5 protein-coding genes are annotated in these 6237 nt (G+C 62.0%); 1 reads left to right on the top strand and 4 read right to left on the bottom strand.

Annotated features, from left to right (window positions below; genetic code table 11):
* Positions 1-199 precede the first annotated feature (199 nt).
* From ASE91_RS09130 to ASE91_RS09120, 3 genes are all read right to left on the bottom strand, one after another.
* Positions 200-481 (bottom strand): hypothetical protein, encoded by a 282-nt coding sequence (locus ASE91_RS09130; RefSeq protein WP_156347404.1) that lies wholly within the window; start codon positions 479-481, stop codon positions 200-202.
* 12 nt (positions 482-493) lie between these two features.
* Entirely contained in the window at positions 494-988 is a 495-nt protein-coding gene (locus ASE91_RS09125) for a class I SAM-dependent methyltransferase (protein ID WP_082453928.1), read from the bottom strand.
* Between the two features lie 239 nt (positions 989-1227).
* A complete protein-coding gene (locus ASE91_RS09120) occupies positions 1228-4056 on the bottom strand; it encodes a tandem-95 repeat protein (protein ID WP_056625272.1) in 2829 nt (942 codons plus the stop codon).
* Positions 4057-4262: 206 nt separating this feature from the next.
* On the opposite strand from ASE91_RS09120, the gene ASE91_RS09115 reads away from it, so the two are divergent.
* A complete protein-coding gene (locus ASE91_RS09115; protein WP_055998366.1) occupies positions 4263-5267 on the top strand; it encodes an AraC family transcriptional regulator in 1005 nt (334 codons plus the stop codon).
* Between the two features lie 402 nt (positions 5268-5669).
* Here the strand turns inward: ASE91_RS09115 and ASE91_RS09110 are convergent, their stop codons facing one another.
* Entirely contained in the window at positions 5670-6128 is a 459-nt protein-coding gene (locus ASE91_RS09110; RefSeq protein WP_056625269.1) for a GNAT family N-acetyltransferase, read from the bottom strand.
* Positions 6129-6237: the final 109 nt, after the last annotated feature.

The raw sequence follows: 6237 nt of genomic DNA, 5'->3' as shown, positions 1-6237 counted from the left end.
TTCGACTATCAGGACCGCGGGGCGCTTCGTTCGGGGAGGTCGCCGTCAGCCTTCGAAGATCCGAGGGCATGAATGAGTGTCTGGAGTTGGGAAACGGGAAGGCTGGCCCGAACGTTTGGAAGTGGGTCCTCGTGGCCGCAAGTCTGCCGGGCAGCATTTCCTCGTTCAGCTCGCTCCCAGCTGCCTCAAGGCGGACTTTTCAGCGAGCGACAGGTTGAGCGCGAGCCGCGACTAAGAAGGCGAGGTCCCAAACGATCACACCACCCGCAGCGCGATGCTCTTCCTCTATCCGCTCCGCCAGCGTGTCCGGGTCAATCTGCTCCACGGTCGCGATACCTCGCTCGACTATTCGCGGCAGCATCGCCTGCGTGAGTGTTGGCAGGAAGGAGGGCTGGTTAGGGTTGATCAGGATGGCCTCGCCGCGCGCCTCCTCAACCGAAAGCCCCAATTGCTGCATCAGTTCGGCGAGCCGTAGCGCCAACCGCACATCCCCTCATTCTGCTGCAACTGTGCTCCAGTTCCAGTCATAAAGCTGGCGGTGCAACGCGAGGTGCCCAAGTCCTGCGGGAAGGGCGGTGCGTGCATGTTCCTGAAATGCCAAGACGGCATTAGGATTGGCCATCGTCGCTAGTCGCTCCAGTGCCTTGGCGGCATCGGGTAGGTACATCAGAACGCGACGGCAGACGATCGCGTCAAAACGGCCGAGATCGGGCAAGTCACCCGAAAGATCGACCGCCCGGTACTGGATGTGCGCGACACCCAAGTCCGTGTCGGTCGCTTGCGCTACCGCCAGCGCCTGTTCGCTCCGGTCGATCGCCACGACTTCGCCGCCTGGCCCGGCAAGCCCAGCCACAAACCGACTGAGGTCACCATTGCCGCAACCGACATCGAGTACCCGCGCACCGGGAGTTATGCCGATGTCGGCGAAGAAGCGTGCGCTGGGAACATTGGCTGGATTGAGCGGGGAGTGCAGAGGTGAGTGAGACATTGTCTCACGATACAGATCGTGGGGCGCGTGCCAAGTGCAGCTGTCCAGCGGGTTCAGACAATCGCGGACACGACGCGGGACGGCAGACCCAATTTTTATGCGATGAACGAGTGTCCGAACTTGGTTAGTGCGAAAGGGGCCATGAATGACCGAATTTGGGTCTCAGATTCCCAATCTGATTACTCGAATTTCTTGCTACCGCCGGAAAATATGTCTCCAGCGGTAGCATATCGACGCGCTTAGATCAGCCAGTCGCTTGATCCATAAATGACGTACGCCGCGCCGCTGTTGTTACCGTTCGCATCGTTGCCGGTTGCTCCGACGATCAGGTCGACGAGCCCGTCGCCGTTGACGTCGCCGGCGTTCGATACCGAGATGCCGGCAAAGTCGGCTCCCGCCTGCCCAGCGATCTTGAACCCGCCGGTGCCGTTGGCAACCGCGTTCAGATCGATTGTGGTACCGTCCTTCTTGCCGAACACGACGTACGCCGCGCCGCTGTCGTTACCGTTCGCACCGTCGTAGGCTCCAACGATCAAGTCGGTCAGTCCGTCGCCGTTGACGTCACCGGCGTGCGATACCGAGACGCCGGCGTAGTCGAATGCCGCCTGCCCAACGATCTTGAACCCGCCGATGCCGTTGGCAACCGTGTTTAGATCAACCATGGTACCGTCGGTCTTGCCGAACACGACGTACGCCGCACCGCTATTCTGACCATTCGCATCGTTGTAGAACGCGCCGACGATCAAGTCGGTGAGGCCGTCGCCGTTGACGTCGCCTGCGGTCGATACCGAGTTGCTGGCAAAGTCGCCTTCTGCCTGTCCGCTAATCTTGAACCCGGCGGTGCCGTTGGCGACCGCGTTCAGATCGATCGTACCGCCGTCCTTCTTGCCGAACACCACGTATGTCGCTCCGCTATTGCGACCGTTCGTATCGTTGCTGTACGCTCCGACGATCAGGTCGGCGCGCCCGTCGCCGTTGACGTCGCCAGCGTTCGATACCGAGATGCCGGCTAAGTCGGTTGCCGTCTGCCCAGCGATCTTGAACCCACCGGTGCCGTTGGCAACCGCGTTCAGATCGATCGCACCGCCATCGGTCTTGCCGAACACCACGTACGCCGCGCCGCTGTCGCTACCGTTCGCATCGTTGAGGTACGCCCCGACGATGAGGTCGGTGAACCCGTCGCCGTTGACGTCGCCGGCGGTCGATACCGAGACGCCAGCGTAGTCGAATGCTGCCTGCCCAGCGATCTTGAACCCGCCGGTGCCGTTCGCAACCGCGTTCAGGTCGATCGTGGTACCGTCGGTCTTGCCGAACACGACGTACGCCGCACCGCTGTTCTGACCGTTCGCATCGTTGCTGTCCGATCCAACGATCAGATCGGCAAGCCCGTCACCGTTGACGTCGCCTGCATTCGATACCGAGCTGCCGGCGTTGTCCAATGCCGCCTGGCCAGCGATCTTGAACCCGCCGGTACCGTTGGCAACCGCGTTCAGGTCGACCGTAACGCTGTCCGTCTTGCCGAACACGACGTACGCTGTACCGCTGTTCTGACCGTTCGCATCGTTGCCCAGCGCCCCAATGATCAGGTCGGCGAGCCCGTCACCGTTGATGTCACCGGCGTCCGATACCGAGCTGCCGGCGTTGTCGAACGTCGTCTGTCCAATGATCTTGAACCCGCCCTTGCCGGCGGCGATGTCGTTCAAGTCGATGTTGGCGATCCGGTCCTGCACCGGTGTGATCGTGAGGTCGACACGCTGTTCGGTCGTGCCGCCCTGGCCGTCGCTGATGACGATCGTAAAGGCGTCCGCGCCGTTGCGGTCGGCGTTGGGGGTATAGACGAAGGTACCGGCCCGCTGGTCGAAGGCGACACTTCCCTTGGCAGAGGTACTGCCCACCTTGATCGAATAGGTCAGCGTGTCGCCATCGATATCGGTCGCACCGATCCGGGTGGCAGCGGTTGCGGTGTCTTCACTGGTCGTCACCGCAACGCTGGCCGCTGCCGTCGGCGCGTCGTTCACCGGCGTGACGGTGGTCGTTACCCGCTGCTGGGTGGTGCCGCCCTTCCCGTCGCTGATCGTGATGGTGAAGCTATCCTCGCCGGCAAAGTCGGGGTTGGGCGTATAGTCGAAGCTGCCGGCCTGGCTGCCCGCGACAAGCGTTCCATGGCGTGGCTGATCGCCCGCCGCCACCGTGTAGCTCAGCGTATCGCCATCGGGGTCGCTGGCACCGATGACGCTGTACGTCGTGCGGCCATCCTCCTGCACGCTCAGCGTCGCCGTCGCCGGTGCGGTCGGCGCACGATTGACCGGGGGTAGGGGCGTGTTCGGGGTCGAACCGTAGCTGTAGTAGGTGACGCCGTTCACGCTCATGGTCGACAGCAGGTACAATGCCGAGACGCCGACGATATCGATCTGTCCGCCATTGGCGACGCCGTCGTCACCACGCATGCTGACGCTCGTTCCCGAAAGGTCGAACACGCCGTTCGCACCCGTCCCGATCGTGCCGTTGGCGTTGCCGCCGTCGAAGAACTTCGTCGTCGTGACGATGCGGTCATCGGCACCGAAGTTGCGGATCGTGTCCCCGCCGAGGTTCAGCCCGAGCGCGGTATCGTAGAGGAAGCTGTACGCCTTGCCGCCCTTGGCAGCATCGAAGCTGTCGTTGTTGACCGTGCCTTCGGTCAAGCCCTTCAGGCGAACGCTGGCATCGGCATAGACCGAATAGCCCTGCTTGTCGCCGAGGTAGCGCAGCGCCCCGCCGCCCAAGCCCTCGAGCTTGATCTGGTCGGGGCCGGCACGCTTGGGACCGGCGCGATCGATGTCGAGCAGACCGTTCGAGCCCAGATCGATCAAGTTGTCGGCATTGCCGTCATAGATCGAGCGGTAGTTCAGCAGCACGTCGTTCTTGCCGAACTGGCGGATTGTGTCGTCGCCGGACAGGCCGCCGTTCAGATCGGTGAAGCTGAAGGCTTCCGCCGCATCGGTACCGATAATGATGTCGGCCTGATTGTTATTGACGATCTCGCGCAACGCACTGTTCGTGCGCAGCGTGCCGTTATTGCCCAAAGCCATGACCTGTGCCCCCTGTGGACTGATGTTGGCCTCAGCCTTACCTTCAGGGTAACCATGCGTCGCTTGGCCATTCGTCCAGAACACCAGGCATTTCGTCCATTCGTCCCGGATCGGTAATCGCGTCGGCAGTATTCGGACGAAATGCCTATAGTTGTGGACAAAATGCCTCATGCGCTACTCGCGCACGACGCTATGGTCCGGCCGCGATGGAGCCGACCGAACCCGACCGTTACCGCCCGTGGCGCGCCAAGCATTTCGAGGCGGCGGAGATCGATAGCCTGAAGGCACCGCCGGGCGTCGAGGACTATCTGGAGAACGCGTTCCTGTATCGTCGCATCCCGCCGGTCAGTTTTAACGGCGAACCGGTCGATACGACGATGCGCTGGTTCGCCGGATCGAGCGCCGCCTTCCTGCACGCGATCTCACGCAACCCCGGCATGACCGGGCGGCGCAAGGAGGACGATGCTGCCGACAGCATGGACGGATTGCTGGTCTGCTTCATCAGCCATGGCCGGGTCGAGGTCGAAACCGATGGTCAGTTTCTGAACGTCGAGGAGGGTGCCGTCTTCACCCTCGATACCTCGGTGCCGCACGTCATGCGCAACTATCCGGGGCATGTCGTCGCGATCTTTCTGGCGCGCTCGAGGGTAACGGCGGCTGTAGATACGGCGCGGCTCGCCGGCATTGCCGGGCGGGTGTTCACAGGCGGCGAACTGGCCGATCTCTTCGCCCTTCATGTTCGCTATATGGTCGACGCGCTCGGCAACGTGTCGCCAGCCACGTTCGACATCGCCTTGACGACCGCCGCGGACGTTGCCGTCGCGATGATCCGGCAGGCCGAGGCCAGCCCTGCCGAGGAACGCAGTCATCTGGTCGCCCGGGCCAAGACGATCATCGCCACCGCCAGTGCGGACCCTGAACTGAACACCGCGAAGATCGCAGCGATGCTCAACGTATCGCGCACCAGCCTTTACGATGCCTTTGCGGACCAGGGTTTGAAGATCGCCACCTATCTGCGCGACCACCGCCTGCGCGCGTTCCTCCAGCTGCTACGCAGTTCACCGACCGCGCCGATCCAGGATCTGGCACGAGCTGCCGGATTTGGCAGCAGCGCCTCGGACTTCACCAAGCTGTTCCGTCGCGTCTACGGTACCTCTCCGTCCGATATGCGCGCTACCTTGCTCGCGGAAAAGACTACGCAACCGGATTGAGCCAAAATCACTGCCAATCCCATTGGCGATCCCCCAAGGCGTTGGTGGAAACCCTGGATCCCACTCCTGGCAGCACGACCCTGAGAGATGAAACGCACAGCAGCGAGCGAACGTATCAGGTCCATGAACAAGCGTCCGCTTTTGGTCACCGCTAATGGCGACCCGAACGTCTGCAACTGGGTCAGTGCAGCCGCTGAGCGGCCGACCGCCGCATGACCAATCTTGCCCGCTCCCCCGATGCCAGTGGCTTTCCCGAAACCCATCGCCTTGGGAGGCTCCTAGCTTCCCGGTTCTCTGTCTCTAGGTGTCAGTTCCGAGAAAGTGCAACTCGCAGGCGTCCGTCAGCGCGACAGGCGCAGCCGGTTTCATTTCACAAGTTCCCAAACGAGAAGCGTCCACGTGTCAGGTCAACGGGATGCCATAAGCGTAAAATTTGTTGTCGCTTGTCCACCCGGCCTTTTCATAAAGGAATTGGGCGGTCGTGTTGGTGGCAGCGGTAGAGAGCGAAAGCCGCGCTGCGCCGACGTTCCGACCATACTCACATGCCCCATCCAGCAAGGCGCGTGCAGCGCCCATGCCGCGCGCGTCAGGCGAGACGAACAGGTCATTGAGGATGAACGTGCGCGCGAGCCTGGCTGACGAGAATGACGGAAATAGCTGTGCGAAACCGACAGCCCCGCTTTCCTCGCAAGCCAGCAGGATGATCGACTGCTGATGTTCGAAGCGATCGAACAGGAAAGATCGAGCGCCGATCAGGTCGGACGGTTGCTCATAAAACTGGCGGTAGGCGTCGAACAACGGCACCAGCGTGTCCAGATCAGCAATGGTGGCTTGGCGAACAATCAACGACGGCGACTCCACAACGGTTTATCCGTCCGACGACGACCGGAACGGCGACGGCACGATAGTCGATAATCCGCGTTGGGAATTGAAGCCAGCATTCCCGAAACTCGCTTCCAATGGGGGGGGG

It is taken from the genome of Sphingomonas sp. Leaf62 (assembly GCF_001421915.1).
In the GTDB taxonomy this organism is placed as follows: domain Bacteria; phylum Pseudomonadota; class Alphaproteobacteria; order Sphingomonadales; family Sphingomonadaceae; genus Sphingomonas.
This window is presented reverse-complemented; position numbering and strand designations above follow the sequence as displayed.